The sequence below is a fragment of the Bifidobacterium sp. C0047B3 genome (genome assembly GCF_056590535.1).
Window position 1 is genome coordinate 233,668 of record NZ_JBWPWH010000001.1, and the last position, 24,075, is coordinate 257,742.

The window sequence follows — 24,075 nt, forward strand, 5'->3', positions numbered from 1 at the left end:
ACTAAAGCTCATGCAGTGAAATATTCAACGCCAGCTTCAAACAATGGTTGCTCATGGAAATCAGGAATATTGACATACAAGTCACGACCTGCGCGCTCGCAATGTCCCATTTTTCCAAAAACTCTACCGTCTGGGCTTGTAATACCTTCTACTGACATCATTGAGCCATTAGGATTTACGTTTAAGCTCATACTTGGTACGCCATTGCTGTCAACATATTGTGTAGCTATTTGACCGTTGTTAATAAGCTTTTCCATAACTTCTGGCGTTGCAATAAAGCGACCTTCTCCATGAGAAATTGCAACAGTATGCATGTCTCCAACTTGCGTATTTGCTAACCATGGTGAAAGATTTGAAGCAACTCTAGTGCGAACAATCCTACTTTGGTGTCTGCCAATAGTGTTGTAGGTAAGAGTTGGGCAGTTAGAATCCATAGGAACAATATCTCCAAAAGGAACCAAGCCCAGCTTAATAAGCGCTTGGAAGCCATTGCAAATTCCAAGCATTAAACCGTCGCGATTATTAAGCAAATCACGAACTGCGTCTGTTACTGCTGGATTCCTAAAGAATGCTGTAATGAATTTTGCAGAACCGTCCGGCTCATCGCCTCCAGAGAAGCCTCCTGGAATCATTACAATTTGACTCTTTTTAATCTCTTCAACCAATTGTTCAGCTGATTGTGCAATATCTTTTGCGCTTAAATTATTAATAATAAGCGTATGAGCGTCTGCTCCAGCTTTTTCAAAAGCAGCTTGAGTATCGTATTCGCAATTATTTCCAGGGAAAACTGGAATAATAACGCGCGGATGCGAAAGCGGCTTTAGTTTTCCTGCGTGCATGCGGTTTGTAGTAGAAACATTAGTTTTGTTATTAATAGCTTCTACAATCTCGCCAGGCTTTTTATACGGGAAGATTGAAGAAAGTTCGCTTTCCCAAACCTTTTGCAAATCACTTAAATCAATTTCTTCGCCATTTGATGAAGTAATTACGTAATTTTCAGTTGTTTCGCCAACAAGCTCAACGTCAACCAAACTTGTATTAGCTAAAGATGGAACTTCAGTGTCTTCTTTAAGCTCGACGTAGAAGCTTCCATATGCTGGCTTAAATAAATCATCGTTGCTTAAATTATTGAATAATTTAAAACCAATATGATTTCCAAGCGTCATTTTGAATAAGCTTTCTGCGCTAGCACCGTAGCCAGGAGTAGATATAGCAAGAGCCTGCTTGTTTTTCGTAATATTTTCTACAATCTCTAGTGCTTTCAGGAAGCTTTCTTTTTCTGGAGTAATTCCGTCGGATTTATACTTCGGAGCAATACGTATAACTTTATGATTTACACCCTTAAATTCAGGTGAAACAGTTAAACGTGCGTCTCCAGTAGAAACAGCAAACGAAATCAAAGTTGGTGGCACATCCAGATTCTCAAAACTGCCGCTCATAGAATCCTTGCCGCCAATAGCACCAACGCCAAAATCAATCTGTGCACTTAAAGCGCCAAGAACTGCTGCAGCTGGCTTTCCCCAACGCTCTGGAATATCGTGAGGCTTGCCAAAATATTCTTGCAAACTCAAATAAGCGCGTTCGCGCGTGAAACCGCTAGCTGCCAGCTTTGCCAATGATTCAACAACAGCAACATAGGCACCAGTGAATTGGTTTTTCTCCATTAAATACGGATTAAAGCCCCAAGCCATTGCGGAAGCTGTGTTTGTTTCGCCAAATACTGGGAATTTAGCAACCATAGCTTGAGCAGGAGTAAGCTGACGACGACCGCCAAAAGGCATAAGCACAGTAGCAGCACCAATAGTAGAATCAAATCGTTCAGCTAAGCCTTTATTTGAAGCAATATTAATATCCGAAACTAAGTTATGCATGCGCTTTTCTAACGGCAAATCTGACTGATTCTGCCATGGAGTTTCGTAAGATTCTCCACTTTCGATATGCAGTATCTGCTGTTTTGGAGCGCCATTAGAAGCTAAGAATGCGCGGCTTAAGTCAACAATGGTTTTTCCTCGCCAAGTCATTCGCATTCGCGCTTCTTCAGTAACAGTCGCTATTATTTCTGCTTCAAGATTTTCTTCACGAGCATACTTCAAAAATTCTTCAGCATCACTTGACGCAACGTCAACAGCCATGCGCTCTTGAGATTCAGAAATAGCAAGCTCAGTGCCGTCGAGACCTTCGTACTTTTTAGAAACTTTGTCGAGATTAATGGTTAAGCCGTCGGCAATTTCGCCAGTTGCGACAGAAACTCCGCCAGCGCCAAAATCGTTGCAACGCTTAATAAGTTGGCAAGCATCCTTGCGTCGGAAAAGTCGTTGGAGTTTTCGCTCAATAGGAGCATTACCTTTTTGAACTTCAGCTCCGCACTCTTCAATACTTTCAACATCTTGAGCTTTAGAAGCGCCGGTAGCACCGCCAATGCCGTCTCTGCCAGTGCGTCCGCCAAGAAGAATAATCACATCTCCAGGAGCTGGAGTTTCTCTGCGCACATGGTCGGCTGGGGTAGCGGCAACAACCGCACCAACTTCCATACGTTTTGCAACATAGCCCGGGTGGTAAAGTTCGTGCACTTCGCCAGTAGCTAAACCAATTTGATTTCCGTAAGAAGAGTAGCCGGCTGCAGCAGAAGTTACGATTTTTCGCTGTGGCAGCTTACCGTTTAAGGTTTCGCTAATAGGAGTGCGTGGATCTGCAGCACCAGTTACTCGCATTGCTTGATACACGTAAGAGCGTCCAGAAAGAGGATCACGGATGCAGCCACCAATGCAAGTTGCAGCTCCACCGAAAGGCTCAATCTCTGTAGGATGATTATGTGTTTCGTTTTTAAACAGGAACAGCCAATCCTCATCGTGGCCGTTTACATCAACATTAACTTTTACTGTGCAAGCGTTGATTTCTTCTGACTCGTCCAAATTTTTAAGCTCGCCAGTATGCTTTAAGTATTTTGCGCCAATAGTTGCCATATCCATAAGGCAAACAGGCTTATTTTCGCGATTTAGTTCTTTTCTCAAATCAAGATAACGGCTAAATGCTTCTTGAACAGTGCTATCGTCAATAGAAATATCTGTAAGCTCTGTACCAAAAGTCGTGTGACGGCAGTGGTCGGACCAGTACGTATCAATAACGCGAATTTCTGTAATAGTAGGATTTCTATGTTCTTCACGGAAATACTTCTGGCAGAACTTTGCGTCAGCCAAATCCATTGCCAAACCGCGAGTATTAATAAAGTCTTGTAATCCAGCTTCGTCTAAATCGTTAAATGAGCTAATCACTTCTACATCGGATGGCACAACTGTTTCTCGCTGTAAACTTTTTACCTCATCAAGTGAAGCTTCTCTCGCTTCAACAGGATTAATAACGTAATGCTTAATATCGTTTAATGCTTTTTCGTCAAGATCACCTTTTAAAGCTATTACTCTAGCAGTGCGCACAGTTGGGCGCTCGCCTTGACTAATAAGTTGAATGCATTCGCTAGCAGATTGCGCACGCTGATCGAATTGACCAGGCAAAAATTCTACAGCAAACACGTGCTCGTCGGTTTCAATAGGCAAGTAATCGTAAGTATTATCAACTGGAGGTTCGCTCAATACTGTTTGTACAGCATTGTCGAATAAATCTTTGCTGATACCTTCAACATCATAACGGTTAATAATTCTTGCGGAAGTAATCGCGCTTATGCCAAGAATCTCCCTAAGCTCATGTAAAAGCTGTTGCGCTTGAACGTCAAAACCAGTGCGTTTTTCCACATATACGCGAAATACCACGAGAAACCTACCTTGTTGAATGTGCGGTATGAATGCAGTGTTTATTGTTGTATTGGTTTTAAATTATAAATATTAAATTATTCAAAATCACATTAAGAATGCATGTGGCTCGCACCCCTAAAGGTACGAGCCACAACAATCATTATCGTTCTACGCAATCGTCAGGTTTGCGCACAGAAACATCCAAGCCTTCGCTTTGAGCTAAAGATGCAAGCCTATCGTGAATTTCTTCATAAGCAGGAATGATGTCGCCTAAGTCGCGTCTGAACAAGTCCTTGTCCAAATGACTTACCTCATTCGTACCAGCATTGCGCTTATCCCAAAGTCTGCAAGTATCTGGAGTTATTTCGTCAGCGAGAAGAATATTACCTTGCGCGTCCACGCCCTCTTCAATCTTGAAGTCAACAAGCTGAACATCAATCTTGGAGAAAATATCCAACAGAGCATTGTTAACAGCATGAGCTTGACGAGTTACTTCCGCCATTTCTTCATCTGTTGCTAATCCAAGAGCGACAACGCCTTCTGGATTAATAAATGGATCGCCAAGTTCGTCGGACTTTACGCAGAATTCCAACAATGGCTTCTTTAAAGGTGTTCCTTCTTTAACGTTATAACGTTTTGCAAAAGAACCTGCAGCAGTATTTCGCATAATAATTTCCAGTGGGAACATGCGCATACGCTTTACAAGTTGTTCAGTATCGGAAATTCGTCCGAGGAAGTGGCTTTTTACGCCGCGCGCCTCAAGTAAATGGAATAGTAAAGAAGTAATCCGGTTATTTAAACTGCCTTTACCTGCAATCTGAGCTTTCTTCAGACCGTTACCAGCTGTTGCCTGGTTCATGTATTCAACCCATAGCACATTGGTGTCATCGGTAGCATACAGTTTTTTGGCTTTGCCTTCGTACAACTTCTCAAGTTTTTCCATGATATGCCCTCTCTTATGTGCATTCATAGTTGTAGGCGCAAACCAACAATATTTGTAGGTTTACCTGACCTTTGCCAGCACGATTAGCGTAACAATTGTTACCTACAAAATTTCCCTTCGCGCATACTGTAAATTATTATCTTTTTTAACTCTTATGCCTTAATTTTCAATGTATCTAAGCATTGGTTTGTGTAGTTTTTAGCGACATAGCGATGCGTGTCGCATTTTCTCTAGCTTCTTTCTGTGTTAATCCAGTAGCTAAAGAAACTGCCATTCGTCTGTGACCATGTACAGAAGGCTTAGCAAAAATACGCAAGTTGCATCGATGATTTTCGCCAGATTGCAAAGCTTGAGCAATATTCGTAAAACCAACAGATCCTTCCGCTTTAATAACAATGGCGTGACTTGCTGCAACTTCATTATTTTTCAAAGAAAGCTCAGTATAGTTAGCTGTAATTGGGACTCCCAAAATAGCCAATGCGTGTAATGCAAATTCACTGCAGTGCTGCGAAATCATAGTTACCATGCCAGTATCGTGTGGGCGAGGTGAAAGCTCATTAAATAACAGTGAGCCATCTTTTAATACAAATAGTTCGACTCCATAAACGCCCCAACCTGTTTCGCCAGATTCTTGCGCAATATCAGTCAAACCTTCTACAGCACGCTTTGCAATATCTTTCGCATTAGTGCGGATCGATTCAGGAATATTTGCAGGTTGCCAAGATTCTCTATAATCTCCGTCTTGCTGACGCTGAGCAATCGGCTCACAAGTAGTAATTCCTGCGCAAGAGCTTATTGTAAGTACTGTAAGCTCATAATCAAGCGGAGCTAAAGCTTCAACAATAACGCGTGAACACTCGTTTTCATGACCAGCTGCCGCACGCCTTCCATGCTGAGCTTCATTCCAAGCTGCAAGCAAATTTTCAGAACTACGAACTATTGACTGGCCGTGACCAGAAGAACTCATAACAGGCTTAACTACACAAGGATATCCAACTTTTTTAGCTCCATCCTCTAACTCTTCATAAGATGAAGCGAAACAATACGGTGTAGTAGGCAGCCCTAAATCTTCGTGCGCAATCCTACGCAAACGCTCGCGATCCATTGCAATCGCGGCAATATCTGAGCTAGGGACAACCTGGATATTATTATTCGCTGCATCTTTCAAAACTTCAGTAGCAATAGCTTCAACTTCAGGAATGATAATATCAGGATTCACATTTGAAATAAGTTCTTGTAATTCTTGCGGATTCGACATATCTAGCACATGATATTCGTGAGCTATTTGCATTGCAGGAGCGTTTTTGTAGCTATCGGCAGCGCATACTCGCACGCCTAATCGCATAAGCTCAATTGCAATTTCCTTGCCAAGCTCGCCTGAGCCAAGAAGAAGTGCCGTCGTGTTGTTGCTGTTTTCAGTTACGCCAAAAATGCGCTGATTTTGCTCAGAAAAACTCATACACCCATTGTTGCATTTGCCATTGTCGAGTTACGCGAGTTGTGTGTGAGCGTCCGCGCTCAGTGCGAAAAATCGAAAAATCTCCGCAACACGAATATGAGTATGATGAATAGAAATATATATTACGACGCGCCGAGGTGTGTTGTGCTAGCGTAAATCGAGGAAATCGTGTATAGTATCCCTTTGTTGTGTGATTCGATTCGTTTCGCGCACATGGTGGCTATAGCTCAGTCGGTAGAGCATCTGATTGTGGTTCAGAAGGTCGCGCGTTCAAGCCGCGTTAGCCACCCCACTTAAACGGCTGGTAATTGACCAGCCGTTTTTTGTTAGTTTTGTAACCCTTCAAGCCGAACAGTACATAGGGTAAACTGATATGGTTAGGGTGTTTCCCGACTTAAATTGTGCGTGCGCAATGAAGTAATGCACAGAAGGAGTATTTATGGCTGGTAAGGCTTCACCTAGTGAACCATTGTGGGAGACAATTCTCCTGTTTGTGCCTAGAACTTTAGGAAAGTTAGTGCGCTCGCTTTTTGGTGTTGGAGAATACGATGAGGCATATCGCAGGGACGGTTTGTGCTTCGTTATGCTTGTTCTTGCGATTTTGTTCTGCGCATCAGAATGGTTTAGAGTTAGTGGATTTATTGGAGTAGGTCTCCATTTTGTGTCTTCTAGTTTGCTTGGAATTATGAGCGTTGTTCTGCCTGTGTGGTTAAGCGTTGTCGCTTTTAGGTTGATGCGTAACAGTGGAGCTGGCTCTGGTAATCCTCGTGTTATTAGCGGATTTATTATTCTATTGTTATCTGTTTGCTCAATTCTTGATATTTCTTCTGCACCTCGCGGAAAAGCATTTAGTTTAGACACTGTACAGAAGTCAGGTGGGTTATTAGGTTTTGTGCTCGGATCTCCGCTATCGTGGGGTCTTTCTCGTATTTTTGCAATTATTATTTTTGTAGTAGCTGCTATTTTTTCGATATTAATGATTACTCGCCTTCATGTAACTGATATAGCTCAAGCTGTTGCTACTATTCTTGCTAAATGTAACAGTAAAAAATCTTCTGAAGATTTAGGAAACTCTGAAGAAGATAATTCTGACAGCAAAACCAATTCTTTGGAATTTGCAGATGGCGTGCCAACTCACAATGAAGAGTCGCCGAAAAATAATAGCGGATCTTCTCAAATGTCTTCTGTGTTGAAACTGTTTAAATCATTCTTTAAGCGTAAAAACAGTAATAATAATGGGGAATTGCTTGACGAATACGCCGGTGATGATGCATTTTCGCATGCTGCTTCTCACGGTAATAGTGTAGATAATCTTGAAAGAGTTGAACCTCGTAAAGCAAGAACTGTGAGCAGCTCTTCCGATAATAATGCTTCAAATAATTCCCAATTTGAAAATGCTGATAATAATTCGAGTCAACTTACACCTAGAAGTGTTTCATCTTCATCAAAGCCTGTTCCTGAGGAAATATTGCCAAAAGCTCCTATGAGTGATTCCTCTTTATCTGCAAGCGATCCATGGTCAAGTATTCCAGCTGAACGTATGGATCAATATCGCAGGGATCAAGAAGATTCAGATGATGAAAATGATGCCGGAAGCGAAAATGGTGCTGTCAATAATAATGGTCCTTCTTTTGACTCTTCCTCTGAACCTTACAAGCTCCCTGATTTGAATCTTTTAGCTCATGGAAAGCCTCATGTTGCGAGAACTCCAGCAAACGATAACGTTATTCGTGCGCTAACTTCCACTTTCGAGCAGTTTGACGTTGACGCTCACGTTATTGGATTCCTTAGAGGTCCATCTGTTACGCAGTACGAGGTTGAGCTTGGTCCTGGTGTAAAAGTTGAAAAAGTTACGAATTTGCAAAAAAATATCGCATACGCTGTAGCTAGTACGGATGTGCGTATTTTGTCGCCAATTCCAGGAAAGTCTGCTATTGGTATTGAAATTCCAAACGTCGACCGCGAAATTGTGCATTTGGGAGATGTTCTGCGCTCGCAAAAAGCTATGAATGACCCTAATCCTATGCTTACAGGCGTTGGAAAAGATGTTGAAGGTCATTTCGTAACTGCAGCTCTCGATAAAATGCCGCATTTACTTGTTGCTGGTGCTACCGGCTCTGGTAAGTCGAGTTTCATTAACTCAATGCTTACTTCGATTATTATGAGGGCAACTCCTGAGCAAGTTCGCATGATTATGGTCGATCCTAAGCGCGTGGAGCTTTCTGCTTATGCTGGCATTCCGCATTTGCTCACGCCAATTATTACGGATCCTAAGAAGGCTGCGCAGGCTCTTGAGTGGGTTGTTAAAGAGATGGATGCTCGCTACGATGACTTGCAATTCTTTGGTTTCCGTCATGTTAAAGATTTCAACAAGGCTGTCCGTGAAGGAAAGGTTCACGCACCGGCTGGATCTGAGCGAAAAGTTGCTCCATACCCGTATTTGCTTGTGGTTGTGGACGAGATGGCTGATTTGATGATGGTTGCTAAGAACGATGTTGAAAGCTCTATTCAGCGTATTACTCAGCTTGCTCGAGCTGCAGGTGTGCATTTGGTTCTCGCTACTCAGCGTCCGTCTGTTGACGTTGTAACAGGCTTAATTAAGGCGAATATTCCTTCTCGTTTGGCTTTTGCTACTTCATCTGCAACTGATTCAAGGGTTATTCTCGATACTGTTGGTGCGGAAACTTTGATTGGTCAAGGCGATGCTTTGTTCCTTCCAATGGGTGCTGCAAAACCTCAGCGTGTGCAGGGTTCGTGGGTGAGTGAATCTGAAATCCGCAAGGCTGTTGAGTATGTTCGCACGCAGCGCAAGCCAAAGTATCGTGAAGATATTGAACAGATGGCTCAAAAAGCGGATGCTCAAGCTCAAAGCAAGCTTAAAACTAGCGATATCGGCGACGATATGGACGAGTTGCTGCAGGCTGCTGAGCTTGTTGTCAGCTCGCAATTTGGCTCTACTTCAATGCTTCAAAGAAAGTTGCGCGTTGGCTTTGCAAAGGCAGGTCGATTGATGGATTTGCTTGAATCTCGAGGTGTTGTGGGACCTTCTGAAGGTTCTAAAGCTCGCGAAGTTTTGGTTCAGCCGGAAGATTTGCCAAAAGTTTTGGCTTTTATTCGTGGCGAGTCAGATTCGTTATAAGATATTGTATTGTTATGTGCAACACCAAGTTGTGTGATGTGCTAGAAGTTTTTACTTTGCAGTAGAATGAAGGTTATGCGTATGAAGAAAAAAGCTAAGTCATCATTTTTTGCTGGCTGGAATTATGCTCCAAATATTGTGACTTATATCCGTATTGTGCTTTCTATTGTTTTTATTGTTTTATATTTGAAAGCAGGCACATGGGGTTTTGGTTCAGTTTCGTTGCGTTGGGCTGCTTTTGTGCTGTTTGTTGTAGCTGCTTCTACAGATAAGCTCGACGGGTGGATGGCTCGTAAATATCATAAGGTTACAGAATTAGGTAAGTTGCTTGATCCAATTGCGGATAAAATCCTTATTCTAGCTGCACTTATTATTTCTTCTGTTTTTGGCGAAATTTATTGGTGGATAACCATCTTGTTCATGATTCGCGAAATTGCTATTACTCTTGTGCGAATTTATGTTGTTAATGTTCGTGGAAGAGTAATTGCTGCATCTTCTGCAGGAAAATATAAGACTCTTACGCAATCGATTGGTATTGCAATGATTATTGCACCTCTTGTTGCAACTATTCATGCTAATACATTGCCTTCTTGGATAGTTTCCTACTACGCAGTGGCTTTCGGCTTGCTTGGTATTTCTTTGGGCTTTGCCTTCTATTCTGCAGTTTTGTATGTTTATAGCGCTTTCTTTGAAAGTTCTTCAGATAGCGAATCTCAAATTGATGATGAAAAAAATTCAGTGCCTTTGCCTCCTGTGAAGTAAATAAAATCAATAAGTAAACTTCTTGTTTGTAGCTTACGGTTTTTCATAAATTATCCCTAAAGGGTTTATGTTGTGGAAAATCGTAAGCTACAATCATATCGAGCGTATTATGAATAATTCTTCAGATTTTAATACAGTTTCTTTAGCTGCGAATCTATTGGAAAAAAGTTTTATTAAAGGAATGCATATTGCTTCAGCAGAGTCGTTAACTGGCGGGCTTTTGGCTGATGCTTTTGTTTCTGTTCCTGGCGCATCGCGAGTTTTTTGTGGTTCTGCTGTCACTTATGATATTCATGCTAAATCCAAAATTCTTGGCGTAAATTCTAATCTTTTACAATCTGAAGGCGCGGTTTACCAGGATGTTGCTTTTCAAATGGCGATTGGAGCTGCTCAAATATATCGTGGCAGTGGATGGGCGTATGAGGAAGATTGTGAGTGTTGTGCAAATTTTCCTATTATTGGCTTGTCTACAACTGGTGTTGCAGGTCCTGGTCCCGATGGTAATAAACCAGCAGGTTTAGTTTATGTTGGAATATTTTTGCCTAAAGTTAATGATGCTGTGGATTCTGTTAAAGATGCGGCTCGTAAAGAACTTGAATATGGATGCGTTAGTAACGTCTATGATTATGATTTTGCTCAAATTGAAAGTCAAAGCGTAACTAAAATTGAGCAATCAAGTGTTGCTTTTGTTTTTGAATTGAGATTATCTGGCAGTCGTCAAGAAGTTCGCGAATCTACTGTATTTCAGTTGTTGAGAATTGCTAATGATTTGATTGCTTATGTCGAAGATTGTAAGTAGTTGGGTTGTAATCAAGACACGCGCTATCGAACAAATGTTCGCATATGTAGTATACTTGTGTTTGTCGAGATGATTTAAGCTGAGTTAAGCGTTTAAGTGCTTGGATTAAATGTTTTATCCACATTGCATAAAAATGCTTGCACTTGAATCTAGTATGGAACTAAGGTCGTTCGATACATAACGGCATGCGAAAGGAGTAGCATACATGGCGCAAACAAAAAGTAAAGGCAATATTAATCGCCTTATTGATGCGGATAAAACAGATCCGCGTCGCCAAGCAGCGTTGGAAACTGCTTTAGCCAATGTTGAACGACAATATGGAAAAGGTTCTGCAATGCGCTTAGGTGATAGACCTATGCAAGATGTAGAAGTTATTCCTACTGGTTCATTAGCGTTGGACACCGCTTTGGGGATTGGCGGTGTTCCTAGAGGGCGAATAGTTGAAGTCTACGGTCCTGAGTCTTCTGGTAAAACAACTCTTGCTTTGCATATTGTTGCAAATGCTCAAAAAAATGGTGGGGTAGCGGCATTTATTGATGCTGAGCATGCGTTGGATCCTGTCTATGCGAGAAAGCTTGGAGTAGACACGGATGCTCTTATTGTTTCTCAGCCAGATAATGGTGAGCAGGCATTGGAAATTGCTGATATGCTTATTCGTTCTGGGGCATTAGATGTTATTGTTGTTGATTCTGTAGCGGCATTAGTTCCTAAAGCTGAAATCGATGGCGATATGGGAGATAGTCATGTGGGCTTACAAGCTCGCTTAATGAGTCAGGCGTTGCGTAAGATGACTGGTGCTCTTTCACAAGCTGGCACTACTGCTATTTTTATTAATCAGCTTCGTGAAAAAATTGGTGTATTCTTTGGTAACCCTGAAACTACTACTGGTGGTAAAGCTTTGAAGTTCTATGCGTCTGTGCGCATGGATATTCGCAGAGTTTCTACTATTAAAGAGGGCGAAGAAGCTGTTGGCAACCGAACTAAAGTTAAGATTGTCAAGAATAAAATGGCTCCGCCTTTCAAAACTGCTGAGTTTGATGTTCTTTATGGAGAAGGTATCTCGACTGAAGGTTCTGTTATCGATATGGGACTGCAAGCTGAAGTTATTAAGAAATCTGGTTCTTGGTTTACTTATGACGGTGAGCAGCTTGGACAAGGTCGTGAAAACGTCCGTAAGTTCTTGAAAGATAATCCAGCTATTACTGAAGAAATTAGCGAAAAAGTCAAAGCTTCGTTAGGTTTAATGCATCCTGAAGATCAATTCGCTGAAGATTCTGAACTAGATCAATTCGATGATGATTCTGTAGCTAAAAATTCTGCACAAAAGTCATCCGAATCGAAGTAATAATAAGATTACAGTGTAAAGCGAATGCAATATGCCTATTAGTGTAGAGAGTTTTCTTCGCGATCATCCAGTAGAGCGTGCTGAAGAAGATGTCGAAAGTAATAGCGTAAAGCCACATACTCGCAAAAAAATATCGCATAAATCAGTACTTTTAAGCGCAAAAAATAATACAAAAAACATGCCGTATGTAAAAAACGCTAAAGTAAGTGATTTAAGCGACGAACTTTGCAATAGTAGTGAAGATGATTGCAGGGAAGCTGCTTTAAAGCTTTTAGATTATGCTCCTCGCTCTGTGATGGACATGCGCAAAAGGCTTAAAGAAAAAGGCTACACGGAAGTTGCTATTGACGCGGTTATTCGTCGTTTGCTTGAATTACATCTTCTCGATGACAATCAATATGCTCAAATGGTGATTCGCTCTTGCTCAGTGAGGCTTCTTGGTGCTAGAGCTACTCGAATGGAATTGCAGCGTAAAAATGTTGATCCTGCTGCTATTTCACAAAACGTAGCTTCTGCTCAAAACTCTGGAGTATTTACTGAAGCAGCGTGGGAACTCGGTCGCAAAACGGCTTCGCGCACGAGAAATCTTGAGCCTTTAGTCAGAAGGCGCAGATTTTTCGCAGCAGCTGCAAGAAAAGGTCATGATTTAAACGTTATTAACGAAGTGTATGCAGCTTTATTCGAAAGTAATAACGAATGAATAGTAAAAGAGGCTGGCTTATACAAGTAAACCAGCCTCTTTCGCTTAAAACTTTATGATTATTTTGCGAAATTATGCGCTTGAGCTAAAACATACTCAGGCATATCTTCAACATTAATAACATCATTAAAGCGTGGAGATTTTTGCTCAAGATTTCTAAGCATGCTTGGAGCTTTAGTTCCTGTAGCTTCACTAAGCGCATCCATGCATTTGAAGTCATCCATATCTTGCACATGCTCAATATTCAAAGATTCAGCAACAACACGAGGGAATTTATACGGGCTTGCAGTACTTAGCAATACTCTAGGTGTGCTTTCGTCATGTGGAATATTTTGCATAACAAAGAATCCGCAAGCAGTATGTGGATCGATTACATACTTGTACTTGTTCCAGCAGTCATAAATAGCTTCGCGAATTTGATCCTCATTCGCCCAACCGCAACCAAACAGTGAGCGAATCTTTGCAAGCACATTTTCTGGAATTTCAAAAGCACCCCACTGAGTCAAGTCGTTCATAAGCATTTGTATTAAACGCGTGTCTTTATCGCACATGTAATAAAGCATTCGTTCCAAATTAGAAGAAACCAAAATATCCATAGAAGGAGCAACAGTGTGATGGAATGTGCGCTGACGGTTGTAAGTGCCGCTTACCAAAAAATCAAAAAGCACATTGTTACTATTGCTAGCAACAATGAGATGCTTCACTGGAAGACCAAGCATTTTTGCATAATATCCTGCTAGAATATCGCCAAAATTGCCTGTAGGAACACAAAATTCTACTTCGTCTCCAAGTTTTATAACTTCGCGTTCAATAAGCTGCTTGTATGCTGCAAAATAGTAAACAACTTGTGGCACAAGACGACCAACGTTAATCGAGTTAGCTGAAGACAATACTGTATTCGCATCTTCTTCAATGTTTTTGTTGAGCTCATTATTTGTGAAAATCTGTTTAACACCTGTTTGAGCATCGTCAAAATTACCGCGAACTGCGCAAACTTTCACATTTTCGCCCACCTGCGTAGTCATTTGCAATTCTTGAACGCGGCTAACTTTTCCTTCTGGATAAAAAGTAACCATAGAAGTGCCTGGAACATCAGCAAAACCAGCCAAAGCAGCTTTACCGGTATCTCCAGAAGTTGCAGTTAGAATCATAACGTTTTTTTCAATGTCAGATTCGTTCTCGTGTTGAGTTTTAGTGCGAGACATTAATTGTGGCAACATTTGCAAAGCAACGTCTTTAAACGCGCAAGTAGGACCATGGAAAAGTTCCATCACAAAATCGCTAGTGTTTCCAAGCTGCTGGAGTGGAGTAATAGCGTTATTAGACCATTGATTGCCGTATGCCAGTTTAATGCAAGAAGAAAGCTCTTCTGAAGTATAATCAGGCAGCAACAGCTGCAAAATATCTTGCGCAATTTCTTGATACGATTTGCCTTGCAATTTAGAAATATCGTAACGCTCGCTACCAAGGCTATCAGCTACAAATAATCCGCCATCTTCAGCAATTCCTTTACGTATTGCCTCTTTTGATGTGCATGTTGGATTAAGCGAACGAGTGCTATGGAAAATAGCTGCATCTGATGCCATAATGACTCCGTAACCGTCTGTTTATAAAAAATATTTTTACTTACATAGATTATTTATGTAAATTATTTACACAACTTATATCAAATTATGGTACCTGAAGCGCTGGGCGAATGGGCGTGTGCTAATCTCATATGTATAAATACTTTTGTTTTACTATTAATTAGTTGATGATTAGACAAGTAATCTACAGGGGGGAAACGTTGTCTGTTGATGATTTAGTGAATGCTCGTGCGGATTGTGCACGAAAAGCGTGGCGTAATTTTGCTCATGCAGATACTCGCGCAAAAAATGCGCTTCTTGAAAAAATGGCAGATGCTTTAGAGTTTGCAGCTTCAAATATTGCTGAGGCTAACAAAAAAGATCTTAAAGAAGCTGAAGCTAAGGGAATGGATGCTGGAAAGCTTGATCGACTTAAATTTGATGAAGAGCGAATCCAAGCTTCTGCAAAAAGCGTGCGAAAAATCGCGCAATTGCAAGATCCTGTAGGTCAAGTAGTTCGCGGATACACTCTTCCTAATGGAATTAAACTTTCGCAAATTAGAGTTCCAATGGGTGTTATGGGAATGATTTACGAAGCTCGTCCAAACGTAACTATTGACGTAGCTGCTTTGTGCATTAAATCTGGAAATGCTGCGATTTTGCGTGGTGGAAGCGCGGCTCTTCATACGAATCAGGCGAGTATTGAAGTTATACAATCAGTTCTTAAAAATTCTAACTTTAGTGCTGATTTGATTCAGTCTGTTGATGATTTAGGAAGAGACGGAGCTACGTCAATGATGCATGCTCACGGTCATATTGATGTGCTTGTGCCTAGAGGTAGTGCAAATCTTATTGCAGCAGTTGTTCAAGAATCTACGGTTCCTGTTATTGAAACTGGAGCTGGAAACGTACATATTTATGTAGATAAAAGCGCTGATATTAAAAAAGCTATACCGATTATTATTAATGCAAAAACGCAACGAGTGGGCGTGTGCAATGCTGCTGAAAAATTATTGGTACATAGCGATGTTGCGCAAGAATTTTTGCCAAAAATCGCTGCTGCTTTAGCTGAACATAATGTAATTTTGCATGCAGACGATAAATCTTACGATATTTTGCAATCCGCTAATATTCAAGGATTGCAGCTTGAGCATGCCACTGAGGAAGATTGGAAGCGAGAATATTTGTCGCTGAATATGGGTGTGAAAGTTGTAGATGATTATGCTGACGCAGCTTCTCATATTGCGAAATATTCTACTGGTCATACTGAGACCATTATTGCTGAAGATTACTCAACTATTCAAAGTTTTATTGCAAGTGTTGATTCCGCTGTAGTTATGGTAAATGCTTCAACGCGCTTTACGGATGGCGGCGAGTTCGGTTTTGGTGCAGAACTTGGTATTTCTACGCAAAAATTGCATGCAAGAGGCCCTATGGGTTTGCTTGAAATGACAACAACCAAATGGATCGGCTACGGAGATGGGCAAATACGTTTATAGTTTTTGCATCTCAATGTGCGCCGTCATTCAGTCACATGGATATTAGTGTGGTAGAGATTTGAGATTTTTCGCACTGATTGGATGCTTGCACGTTCATGAAGTTTTGCAGTTGTGCTCTGCAGACGTTGAGTATTTATTGCTTAAAGAACACTAGCACTCATGCTGCTGCACACATCATGCCAGGCACTCTTCCTACCACAGCAAAAACGATTGTGATTGGAATTAACGAGTGAGTGATAGGAATTGCTTGGTCGAGCAATATAAAAGCGGAACGATAGTAATAATCTTGTTGACGAATACTATTTTTGAAAGAAAGTAAGTAAAAAAATTAAACTTAACTACGCAACCGCTAAGTCCAAATAAGGTATAAGAGCGGAGCGCTGCGAGACAAGTAATTCCTATCACTCACTTTTGCGTAAAATAAAATCGCAAATAAAGAAATCCCCTAAAACTCGCGCCACATTAAGCAAATTAAAAAGTAGATTTACTGGTTTTAATAGTTACGTGGCGGTAAGGTAAGAGTATGCCTAATAATGACGTGAATTTGAGTACCGCTGAAGCGCTTGATATTGCTGCTGAACGTTTGTCCATTGTGCGATATGTTTTTTTGGTGCAAATTGAAGATGGTATTGCTTCTGCATCGCAACGTTCATCGCTTGAGTATGCTGACGCAGTGTTAATGGGCTGGCCAGATTCTGATTCGAATGATGTGACTATTCCTGATGAAGCTTCGTTTAATAATGTTCTTAAAAATGTTCGCAATATGGAAAAGAATATTATTAAGTTTAGTGAATTAGAACGTGATCATGATATTGATGGCATGACATCCATGCTTGCTAAAATTTCGGAATCTGTAGCGAAAATTCGTGGTGCGTATCAACCAGATTTCCTTCTTCCAACTTTTGCCGAAATCCAGCGTGTTGTAAAAGATGAGTGGGATGAAGAAATGGGCAATATTAATCCGGATAGCGCAAATGTTGCATCTGGAGTAGTGAATGAAACTCAAGTGGAAGACAAGGAATCTGAAGCGAATGAGTCCTGAAATTCACGAAGATGCAGAACGTCGCATGTCTGACCTATTTCATGGCGCGTTTACTGGTAAAGAAGCGGCTCCTCCTGCGGTTGTGAATTCAGTTCATAAACGTACTTCTGCTCGTGGCAATGTGCACGAACGTCAGCGCATTGGAATTATGGGCGGCACATTCGATCCAATACACAATGGCCACTTGGTTGCGGCTTCGGAAGTTGCTTGGGTTTATGATCTTGACGAAGTTATTTTCGTTCCTACCGGTAGACCTGTTTTTAAGCTTGATAAAAAAGTTACGAATGCAGAAGATCGTTATTTAATGACTGTTATTGCAACAGCCTCAAATCCAAAGTTCACTGTTTCTAGGGTTGATATTGATCGCCCTGGAGTTACTTATACTATCGATACTTTGCGAGATATACGCGCTCAACATCCTGATGCGGAACTTTTCTTTATTACTGGAGCTGACGCTATTGCTGAAATAATGCAATGGAAAAATGCGCGCGAAATGTGGAATTTGGCTCGATTCGTGGCTGTTACTCGTCCTGGGTATTCGAGGCCAGAAAAGTTAGCAGATTCTAATTCTCTGTTAATGCCTCGCCAAATGCATACGAATGATACTGGTCTTGCAGCGAATCGTGACGATATGGTTCATTGTGATTCTACGCATTTGCCGGTTGATATTTTAGAGATTCCAGCGTTGTCTATTTCTTCTACTGATGTTCGTCGTCGAGCTGAGCATGGTGAGCCTGTGTGGTATTTAGTTCCAGATGGAGTAGTTCAATACATAGTTAAGCATGGTTTGTATCGTGCGTAATTATTGATTTTGTAGGCTTGTCGTTTATCGTCTGTGCAAAAAGTTAGTATTGATTATGTTCATTTCGCGAATTAAAGCGAACTAATGTTTGGAGATATGGTGAGCATCGTCCTTGAAGGAAAGCCAGATAAAAACCTTGTTCTCGTTACCGGTCGCACGCATCCGAAGCTTGCTCGTGATGTAGCTGATCAGCTTGGAATTGATGTACTTGAAACTACGGCATACGATTTTGCTAACGGCGAAATGTATGTTCGCTATACGCAATCTGTGCGTGGTACAGATGTATTCGTTCTTCAAAGCCACAGCGATCCTGTTAACAAGTCCATTATGGAACAGTTAATTATGATTGACGCTTTGAAGAGGGCTTCTGCTCGTTCAATTACTGCAGTATGCCCGTTGCTTGGTTATTCTCGACAAGATAAAAAGCATCGCGGTCGCGAGCCTATTTCTTGCCGCTTGATGTTTGACTTGCTAAAGACTGCTGGTGCTGATCGCATTATGAGCGTCGATTTGCATGCAGCTCAGTCTCAAGGATTCTTCGACGGTCCTGTTGATCACTTGATTGCTATGCCAGTTTTGGTTGATTACGTACGTGATCGTTTCCGCGATGATCTTGCTAATGTGACTGTTGTGTCTCCTGATGCTGGTCGTATTCGCGTAGCAGAACAGTGGGCTCAACGCTTAGGCGGCGGTCCTTTGGCTTTTGTGCACAAAACTCGCGATATCACTTGCCCTAATAAGACGGTTGCAAATCGCGTTGTTGGTGACGTTGCTGGACGCGATTGCGTTATGGTTGACGACTTGATCGATACTGCAGGAACTATTGCAGGAGCTTGCAAAGTGTTGAAGGAAGCTGGAGCTAAGTCTGTTACAGTTGTTGCAACTCACGGCGTGCTTTCTGGTCCTGCAGTCGAGCGTTTGAAGTCTTGTGGTGCTAGGGAAGTTGTTTTGACTGATACTGTGCCTATTCCAGAAGAGAAGCGTTGGGATGGTTTGACTGTTCTTTCAATTGCTCCGCTTCTTGCAAGCGCTATTAAAGCAGTATTTGAGGATGGTTCGGTTGCTAAGCTTTTCGACACTTATCCTGAGCATCACGGACAAGGATTCTTATTTGCTTAAGTATTGATTTCGTGCGGTTTGCTTTTCGGCACGCCAATTTGACGTTTTTCGATATTATGGCATAATAGTGACTTGGCGGTTTTTCCGCCGTTCCCTCATGGTGTAATGGCAGCACACGGGTCTTTGGAACCCTTTGTCTTGGTTCGAATCCAGGTGAGGGAGCTTGCTTAAAGCGCTACTCGTTAAATCGGGTGGCGTTTTTTGTTTTGAACGCTGCTAATAAGTAATAGAATTGAATACAGCGGAATTTATTGAAATAGTATAAGGAGCGTATGCGTGGAAAAGCATGATGTAACTGCGGCAATAATTTTGGCAGCAGGCGATGGGACGCGTATGCGTTCAGAAACTCCAAAAGTACTACATCCATTTGCTGGTAAAACATTTCTCAATCGTGTTATGGATGCCATGAATGGCGTAAATCCTAAAAAGCTAGCTGTAGTTGTGCATGCTCAAGCCGAACGCGTAGCTGCTGCTGCTGTTAGCTATAACGAAAATGTGCATATTGTAAACCAGGACGAAACTCCTGGAACCGGCAGAGCAGTGCAATGTGCTATTAAAGATCTTAACGAAATTGCTAAAAACGAAACTGGTGAAGCATTAAAAGGAGCTGTGCTGATTGCAGCAAGCGATATGCCGCTACTTGATACGCAAACTTTGCAATCTTTAGTTGATTTTCACAATAATAACAACAATGTAGCAACAGTTCTTACAGCAGTTTTAAGCGATGCGACTGGCTACGGTCGTATTGTGCGCGAAGCAAACGGTGACGTTTTGCGTATTGTTGAGCATAAGGATGCAAATGCTGGAGAGCTTGCTATTCATGAAGTGAACACTTCTGTATATGTATTCGATGCGACTGTATTATGTGACGCAATTGCAGGTCTTAACTCTCAAAATGCTCAAGGTGAGTTCTATTTGACTGATGCTTTGGAACATGCTCGAAAGTTTGGTCATGTTGGCGCAATGTCTGCTCCAGATCCGCTTACTGTAGAAGGCGTAAATAACCGTGTGCAATTAGCTGCGCTCGCAAAAGCACATAATAAGCGCGTGTGCGAAAAATGGATGCTTGAAGGCGTAACTATTCTTGACCCTGATACTACTTGGATTGAAGATAGTGTTACGCTCGCACAAGATGTTACCGTGCTTCCTGGATGCTTCCTTCAAGGTCGTACTACTGTTGCAAGTGGTGCTGTAGTTGGCCCTTACACGACTCTTATTGATGCGCAAATTGATGAGGATGCGGTGGTTGAGCGTTCGCGCGTACAGGAATCGCATATTTGTAGAGCTGCAAACATTGGTCCTTGGACGTATTTGCGTGCAGGAAACGTACTTGGTGAGGAAAGTAAGGCAGGAGCTTTCGTAGAAATGAAGAAAGCTCATATTGGAAACGGCACTAAAGTACCTCATTTAAGCTATATTGGCGATGCTGATTTGGGTGAGCATACGAATATTGGTGGCGGTACGATTACTGCAAATTATGACGGAGTGCATAAGAATCATACTACGATTGGTTCTGGTGCTCACGTTGGTGCAGGAAACCTGTTTGTAGCACCGGTTACTGTGGGAGATGGTGTTACTACCGGCGCTGGATCGGTGGTACGTCACGATGTTCCGGCTGATTCTATGGTGTATTCGGAAAATACTCAGCATGTAGTCGAAAATTGGAAGCCAGCTTGGGAACGCTAAAAAGCGTTTGTCGGAGAATTAAGGAGTAGTAACGTTATGACAGCTTTAGAAAGCTCAATTAGTGCAATTCGTATTGCTGCCGCTGCTGCAGACCGTTTGAAAGCAACGAACGAGCAGGCTTTTGATGTAAGCGATTTGCTTGGTATTACGGATGCTATGTTAGTTGTTTCTGCTTCAAATGAGCGTCAAGTATTGGCTGTTGCAGAAGAAATCGAAAAAGACTTGTACTTGAAAGACAACAAGCGCAAGGCATTATCTCGTGAAGGCTTGGAATTAGCACAGTGGATTTTGCTTGATTTTGGCGATTTTGTGGTTCATGTAATGCATGAGGAAGCGCGAGCATTCTACCGCTTGGAACGCTTGTGGAATGATTGCCCGGCAATCGATTTGCAACTGCCAGAACATGCTAGCGAAACTGAAGATGCTAGCGAAACTGAATAATAAGAAGAAAGTACGGTACAAACCATGGTTGATTTCGTAGAAAATGTTGCGAGTAACGTAAATAATTCCATTAATAGTGCGCACGAAGGAATTGCTCGCTCTGTTATGCTTATTCGCCACGGTCAAACTCCGTATAATGCACAGTTCCGTTTGCAAGGCATGATTGATATTGCTTTGGATGAGTCTGGAATGGATCAGGTAACTCGTTCTGGAAAAGCTTTGCGTGTGCTTTTTGGCGCTTCTGACTTAGAAGATCCAAAGGATCCGAACAGCGCTGAACATGTGCGTATTACACCGGAAGAAGCGGACGCTAGTTTTGTGGCGATTGTTTCTCCGCTTATTCGCGCGCAGCAAACAGCTCACGCTTTTGCGGATAAGCTTGGGCTTCAGGTGCATGTTGAAAATGGTGTGCGCGAGCGTTTCTTTGGCGAGTGGGAAGGTTTGAATCGCCAGCAGATTAGCGAACAGTGGCCGGAAGATTTCAAAGCTTGGGTTGAAGGTAAAGGCGGAGAGCTTCGTCATGGTGCTGAAGCTAAGCAGGAAGTAGGAGAGCGCGCTGCTGCTGCAGTAGAAGATTGGACTCGCAAAACCGGTTCAGACCGTGATTTGCTAGTGTTTTCGCATGGCTCTTGCCTTTCGCAAACTGTTCATAAACTGCTTGGATTAGATAAAGTAGATCCTTCTTACAAGACGATTGGCGGCATGGGAAACGGCCGTTGGGCGCGCTTAATTCCAAGTCTTAACGAGGATGGTTCGATTCATTGGCGTTTGGATGCCTATGATCAAGGTCCTGCAGCTGACCCTACAAGCCAGCGTCTTATTCGCATTTGGGGTGCTGCGTAATCTCTCCTTTACCGCTTAATTACCGAAAGCTACCGTTTAGCGATTTTGTAAAGACAGACTATTTACAGTGCCGTATAGTCAAAATTACAAAACAAAAAGATAACAAACGCTAACAGTAGCGCACGGAAAGGAGGCTTGATGAAAGTATCTATTGCTATTGTTCCGTCTGAGGAAGAGCAGTCAGTTCAGTTGTCAATTCACAATATTGACGATGAGCTTAAGCGCATTATCGCTCAGTTACAAAGCATTGACTCAAATGATGCAAATGTAAGAAGTGCTGAAAATAATACTGAAATTAATACTTCAGATAAGTTGGGCAACAATAATCCATTTATATACGGTTATATTAACGATTCGATTATTGTTATGCACGAGCCAGATGTGATTATGATTTGCGTTGAAAATTCGCGCGTAATCATTCACAGTGATAAAGGCGAGTGCGTTTCTTACAAGCGTCTAATGGATTTCGACAATCCGCAATTCGCGTCGTTTGTGCGCATATCTAAATCCGCAATCGTGAACTTGAATCGCATTGTTCGAGTCGATCCAGGATTCGGCGGAAGTATGAGCGTAAAAATGGACGACGGAAGCGTTGAGTGGATTAGTCGCAGATGCTTAGCAGGGTTCAAAAAGCGCTTAGGAATGTAGTTTTAAGCGTAGTCAAATATAAAACTATCAAAATTTTAATACTAATTTTTTAATACAAGATTTTAATACTTAAAAAGGAAACGATTATTATGGAAAAGCAAGTTACAACTTTTGGTAAAACAATGGTAAAAAACATTGTTAATGGCATTGGTATAGGGTGCACTATTTTTACTGCAATCAGTTTTGTGTCAAGCTTGTTAGCAAATACTGCGGTTGGAAACAGAATTGCAGCTTATGCTGTAGCAACGTTTGTTATAGGCATAAGCTATGGAGTGTTCGCTATTTTTTGGTCGAATGAGCGTATGTCAAATCTTGCAAAGTTCGTTTTTGCACTAGTTCCGCCAATTGCTATTCAATTTATTGTATCTGTGATTGTTGGGTGGATTTCGTTCAAAGATGAGCCAGCTGTGATTTGCGGATGGATTGCGTTCACTGTTATTTTCCCGATTGCGATTGCTGCAATAATTTATTACTTCGAGAAGAAGAAAGCGGAAGAAATGAACGCTAGACTGCAAGCATTGCGTAAAGAAAGCAAGTAAAATAGTTACAACTAAATAATCAAGTAAAGAATTGAGTGGTGTTCATCTTCGCCGTTGAGGACGAACGCCACTCGATATTGTATGACGCCTACTCTAAACGTACTAATTCGGCGTTTTGCGCGACGACCTGCTTTCGCGCTCATTCCTCACGGCATAGCCGTTCGGCTGATTTGGCATGTGAAGCACACCGTGCTTCACAATTGAGCCAAATCACGCTTTGAAGGAGCTTGAAATCCCATTGATTTCAAGCTCGGTCAAAGCGCGCGCGAAAGCAACTCGGAGCGGAAACTCGCTAAAGTTGGAAGTCCAGTGGACTTCCAACGCGAGTTTCGTAGCGAGCGCGTTAACCGCGCGAGCGTCCGCGCTCAGTGCGAAAAATCTCAAATCTCTACCGCACTAATATCCACGCGACTGAATTACGACGCATTAATCTTTTGCAATAGTTTTGCCGGCAGTAGCTCCAGAAGTCAAGTCCTGAATCTCAGTGATTTCCATAACTGGAACCGCAGCTGGCTTCTTTGTGCCTTTTTCTTCTGCCACGCGTACCTGCTCTTCGTAAATCGCGTCGTCGGTGTGAAGGGTGACGGTTCCGCGGAAGCGATAGCCCTTCTTTTCTGCCAAATTAGCAACTGCTACAACCAGCTGGCTGCCGTCTTGCAAGTTCTTAAAATGCTGGCCGGCAGTGCGCTCGTGGTAGGCAAGGTGGTTGTCGTCGAGTACGAACATAGACATTTTTGGTCCCAAATCAAGCTCGCCATCTTTGCTCACTGTTGCAATCCAAGCCAAATTATTCGCAATAAATTCTTTCATATCTGCGCTAAGAGTTGCCATAATATTCCTTTCCTAACAAGATTGCGCACTTTCTTCGTGCGCAATTTATAAGCCTACATTGCTACATTACGCTGATTTAGAAGCGTATACGAGTGCATAGCATAAAAAAGTTGTAAGTTGTGATATAAATCACCCAATTTTTCAATGCTTGAGTGGGTGAAATTTAT

Annotated in this window: 19 protein-coding genes and 2 tRNA genes; 16 read left to right on the top strand and 5 right to left on the bottom strand. The window is 41.9% G+C overall.

The window, feature by feature from the left end; genetic code table 11:
* Positions 1 to 8 precede the first annotated feature (8 nt).
* The 3 genes from AC1EKT_RS00750 to purT form a co-directional block, all read right to left on the bottom strand.
* Entirely contained in the window at positions 9 to 3,764 is a 3,756-nt protein-coding gene (locus AC1EKT_RS00750; RefSeq protein WP_481615881.1) for a phosphoribosylformylglycinamidine synthase, read from the bottom strand.
* A gap of 142 nt (positions 3,765 to 3,906) precedes the next feature.
* The gene (gene purC, locus AC1EKT_RS00755) at positions 3,907 to 4,689 is read right to left on the bottom strand and encodes a phosphoribosylaminoimidazolesuccinocarboxamide synthase (RefSeq protein ID WP_415687978.1); all 783 of its coding nucleotides are present in this window, start codon (positions 4,687 to 4,689) and stop codon (positions 3,907 to 3,909) included.
* A gap of 175 nt (positions 4,690 to 4,864) precedes the next feature.
* Positions 4,865 to 6,148 (bottom strand): formate-dependent phosphoribosylglycinamide formyltransferase, encoded by a 1,284-nt coding sequence (gene purT, locus AC1EKT_RS00760; RefSeq protein WP_481615882.1) that lies wholly within the window; start codon positions 6,146 to 6,148, stop codon positions 4,865 to 4,867.
* Between the two features lie 216 nt (positions 6,149 to 6,364).
* Between purT and AC1EKT_RS00765 the strand changes: the two genes are divergently transcribed.
* The 6 genes from AC1EKT_RS00765 to AC1EKT_RS00790 all read left to right on the top strand — a co-directional run bounded on the left by AC1EKT_RS00765 (position 6,365) and on the right by AC1EKT_RS00790 (position 12,893).
* Positions 6,365 to 6,440: transfer RNA gene (locus AC1EKT_RS00765), tRNA-His, on the top strand.
* Between the two features lie 147 nt (positions 6,441 to 6,587).
* A complete protein-coding gene (locus AC1EKT_RS00770) occupies positions 6,588 to 9,287 on the top strand; it encodes an FtsK/SpoIIIE family DNA translocase (protein ID WP_481615883.1) in 2,700 nt (899 codons plus the stop codon).
* A gap of 81 nt (positions 9,288 to 9,368) precedes the next feature.
* Complete coding sequence (gene pgsA / locus AC1EKT_RS00775) at positions 9,369 to 10,049, top strand: CDP-diacylglycerol--glycerol-3-phosphate 3-phosphatidyltransferase (RefSeq protein WP_415689694.1); 681 nt, start codon at positions 9,369 to 9,371, stop codon at positions 10,047 to 10,049.
* A gap of 109 nt (positions 10,050 to 10,158) precedes the next feature.
* Positions 10,159 to 10,848, top strand: a complete 690-nt coding sequence (locus AC1EKT_RS00780; protein WP_481615884.1) for a CinA family protein — start codon at positions 10,159 to 10,161, stop codon at positions 10,846 to 10,848.
* Positions 10,849 to 11,053: 205 nt separating this feature from the next.
* A complete protein-coding gene (gene recA, locus AC1EKT_RS00785; protein WP_119526350.1) occupies positions 11,054 to 12,193 on the top strand; it encodes a recombinase RecA in 1,140 nt (379 codons plus the stop codon).
* Positions 12,194 to 12,224: 31 nt separating this feature from the next.
* A complete protein-coding gene (locus AC1EKT_RS00790) occupies positions 12,225 to 12,893 on the top strand; it encodes a regulatory protein RecX (RefSeq protein ID WP_481615885.1) in 669 nt (222 codons plus the stop codon).
* Positions 12,894 to 12,952: 59 nt separating this feature from the next.
* On the opposite strand, the gene thrC is transcribed toward AC1EKT_RS00790, so the two are convergent.
* Positions 12,953 to 14,479 carry a threonine synthase gene (gene thrC, locus AC1EKT_RS00795; protein ID WP_481615886.1) on the bottom strand — a complete coding sequence of 509 codons (1,527 nt, stop codon included), beginning with the start codon at positions 14,477 to 14,479 and terminating at the stop codon, positions 12,953 to 12,955.
* 167 nt (positions 14,480 to 14,646) lie between these two features.
* Between thrC and AC1EKT_RS00800 the strand changes: the two genes are divergently transcribed.
* From AC1EKT_RS00800 to AC1EKT_RS00845, 10 genes are all read left to right on the top strand, one after another.
* Complete coding sequence (locus AC1EKT_RS00800; protein ID WP_481615887.1) at positions 14,647 to 15,957, top strand: glutamate-5-semialdehyde dehydrogenase; 1,311 nt, start codon at positions 14,647 to 14,649, stop codon at positions 15,955 to 15,957.
* A gap of 523 nt (positions 15,958 to 16,480) precedes the next feature.
* Entirely contained in the window at positions 16,481 to 16,999 is a 519-nt protein-coding gene (locus AC1EKT_RS00805; protein WP_415689641.1) for a phosphoribosylglycinamide synthetase, read from the top strand.
* Complete coding sequence (nadD, locus tag AC1EKT_RS00810; RefSeq protein WP_421785187.1) at positions 16,989 to 17,801, top strand: nicotinate-nucleotide adenylyltransferase; 813 nt, start codon at positions 16,989 to 16,991, stop codon at positions 17,799 to 17,801. The genes AC1EKT_RS00805 and nadD overlap by 11 nt, the downstream gene beginning before the upstream one ends.
* A 96-nt stretch (positions 17,802 to 17,897) precedes the next feature.
* Positions 17,898 to 18,920, top strand: a complete 1,023-nt coding sequence (locus AC1EKT_RS00815) for a ribose-phosphate diphosphokinase (protein ID WP_481615888.1) — start codon at positions 17,898 to 17,900, stop codon at positions 18,918 to 18,920.
* A 91-nt stretch (positions 18,921 to 19,011) separates the two neighbouring features.
* Positions 19,012 to 19,082 (top strand) — tRNA-Gln (locus tag AC1EKT_RS00820).
* A 114-nt stretch (positions 19,083 to 19,196) separates the two neighbouring features.
* Complete coding sequence (gene glmU / locus AC1EKT_RS00825; protein WP_481615889.1) at positions 19,197 to 20,606, top strand: bifunctional UDP-N-acetylglucosamine diphosphorylase/glucosamine-1-phosphate N-acetyltransferase GlmU; 1,410 nt, start codon at positions 19,197 to 19,199, stop codon at positions 20,604 to 20,606.
* Between the two features lie 36 nt (positions 20,607 to 20,642).
* Entirely contained in the window at positions 20,643 to 21,047 is a 405-nt protein-coding gene (rsfS, locus tag AC1EKT_RS00830; protein WP_415687986.1) for a ribosome silencing factor, read from the top strand.
* Positions 21,048 to 21,071: 24 nt separating this feature from the next.
* Entirely contained in the window at positions 21,072 to 21,890 is an 819-nt protein-coding gene (locus AC1EKT_RS00835; protein WP_415687987.1) for a histidine phosphatase family protein, read from the top strand.
* A gap of 138 nt (positions 21,891 to 22,028) precedes the next feature.
* Positions 22,029 to 22,538, top strand: a complete 510-nt coding sequence (locus AC1EKT_RS00840) for a LytTR family DNA-binding domain-containing protein (protein ID WP_481615890.1) — start codon at positions 22,029 to 22,031, stop codon at positions 22,536 to 22,538.
* 89 nt (positions 22,539 to 22,627) lie between these two features.
* Positions 22,628 to 23,077: a DUF3021 family protein gene (locus AC1EKT_RS00845; protein ID WP_421789751.1), complete on the top strand. Its 450-nt coding sequence runs from the start codon at positions 22,628 to 22,630 to the stop codon at positions 23,075 to 23,077.
* Positions 23,078 to 23,503: 426 nt separating this feature from the next.
* On the opposite strand, the gene AC1EKT_RS00850 is transcribed toward AC1EKT_RS00845, so the two are convergent.
* Positions 23,504 to 23,908, bottom strand: coding sequence for a pyridoxamine 5'-phosphate oxidase family protein (locus AC1EKT_RS00850; RefSeq protein ID WP_415689652.1), 405 nt, complete (start codon positions 23,906 to 23,908; stop codon positions 23,504 to 23,506).
* Between the last annotated feature and the right edge of the window lie 167 nt (positions 23,909 to 24,075).